1 protein-coding gene and 1 pseudogene are annotated in these 1,637 nt (G+C 75.7%); both read right to left on the minus strand.

Translation table 11 applies throughout. From position 1 onward, the window contains the following. A partial coding sequence (locus ACV4UX_RS19350; RefSeq protein WP_491594907.1) for an AsmA family protein occupies positions 1-876 on the minus strand: 876 nt, incomplete at its 3' end. Positions 877-974: 98 nt separating this feature from the next. Further along, positions 975-1,637, minus strand: a pseudogene (locus ACV4UX_RS19355) (cobyric acid synthase); the annotation flags it as partial.

Genomic DNA, 1,637 nt, shown 5'->3' on the forward strand with positions numbered 1-1,637 from the left:
CAGCCCGGCCAGGTTCACCTGCCCGGTCACGCGCGCGCCCAGGCCCTCCAGCACCAGGTTGGCGGCCTCCACGGCCCCGTCGCCGTGCACCATCAGGTCTGTGGAAAAGAGCACGCGCGCCTGCGCGCCGGGCAGCGCGCCGGGCGCGGCCAGCCACCCCGCCGCCTGGGCCTTGTGCACGTGGAGCCGGGAGCCCTCCTCGGAATAGCTGGCCACGCCCTTGGCGTGGAACTCGCCCGCCAGATCCAGGTGTCCGGCCTCGGCCGAGAAGGACACGGAAAACTTGAAGGGCCGCGACGCGGTGGTGAGCAGGTTGAGCCCGCGCACCGTGAAGCTCGCGCCCGTGGAGCGGTCGGAGAAGTGGAGGGTCCCCTCCTCCAGGCGCAGGCCCCGGGGCAGGCCCGGCCCCCGCCTGCCCGGCGAGCGGTCCGCCGCCTCCAGCCCTGGAAGCGCCCAGTTGGGACGGCCCTCCTCGTCGCGCTCCAGGCGCAACTCGGGAGAGGCCAGCGAGACCGACTCCACCGCCACCCTGCCCACCAGCAGGGCCGGGATGTCCAGGCCCACGGCCATCTCCCCGGCGGTGAGCAGCGGCTCCGGGCCGAAGGAGGGCTCGCCCGCCACCTCCACCGAGCCCGCGCGAAGGCCAAGCCAGGGGACCATGGTCAGGCGCACGTCGCCGCCCACGCGCACCGAGCGGCCCAGGGCCTCGGTCATGGCCTCCTCGGCGGCGCGACGCAGGGTCTCGCGGCCCACCAGCCGCGTGGCCGCCAGGGGCAGGAGCCAGGCCAGCACGGCCAGCAGCGCCAGCGCGGCCGCGAGGGCGCGCCATGTGAGGAGGCGCGCGACGCCTGGGCGTTTCGAGGTGGGTGGGTTCATGGCTGCCCGCCGGGGCGCGCGGCCCCGTGCATGGTGAATCTAGACCGTTCCCCGGCGCTGTTCAAGTGCCGCGCGGCCACGGGCGGGAGCACCGGCGCTCACCCAAGCCCCATGAGGGCCGTGACGGCCTCCATGTCCAGGGCGGCCTCCACCGTGTCGGCCAGACGCTCCAGGGCGGCCTCCACGCCGCCCTGCGCCTCGCGGAACCCCGTGCGCTCCACGGGGGGGAGCCCCTTTCGGGCGCGCAGGGCGTCCAGCCACCAGCCCCGGAAGCCGGGGGCGTCGAAGAGCCCGTGCAGGTAGGCGCCCCACACGCGCCCGGGCTCACCCCAGGCCACGGCCCCGCCGCCCTCTTCGCAAGCGGCCAACGCCACGGCCCCAGGACCGCCCCGCGTGACGCCGTGGTGGATCTCGTAGCCTTCCATGACGTGTCCCGAGGCCAGATGCCGCGCCCGGGTCTGACGCAGGGTCTTGCATGGCAGAAGCTCCGTGGCCAGGTCCAGAAGCCCCAGGCCCGGCGCGCGCCCCAGGCCCGATTCCAGGCCCGTGGGATCGCTCAGTTCGCGCCCGAGCATCTGGAGCCCCGCGCACACGCCCAGGATCTCCGCGCCTTCAGCGGCCAGGGCGGCCAGGGCGTCGGCCAGGCCCCGGGCGCGCAGGTCCGCCAGGTCGGCCAGAGTGTTCTTGCTGCCGGGCAGGATCACGGCGTCGGGGCGTCCCAGGTCGGCCACGCGACGCACCACCCGCAGCCCCGCGTCGGG

The sequence above is a fragment of the Fundidesulfovibrio sp. genome, assembly GCF_058402725.1.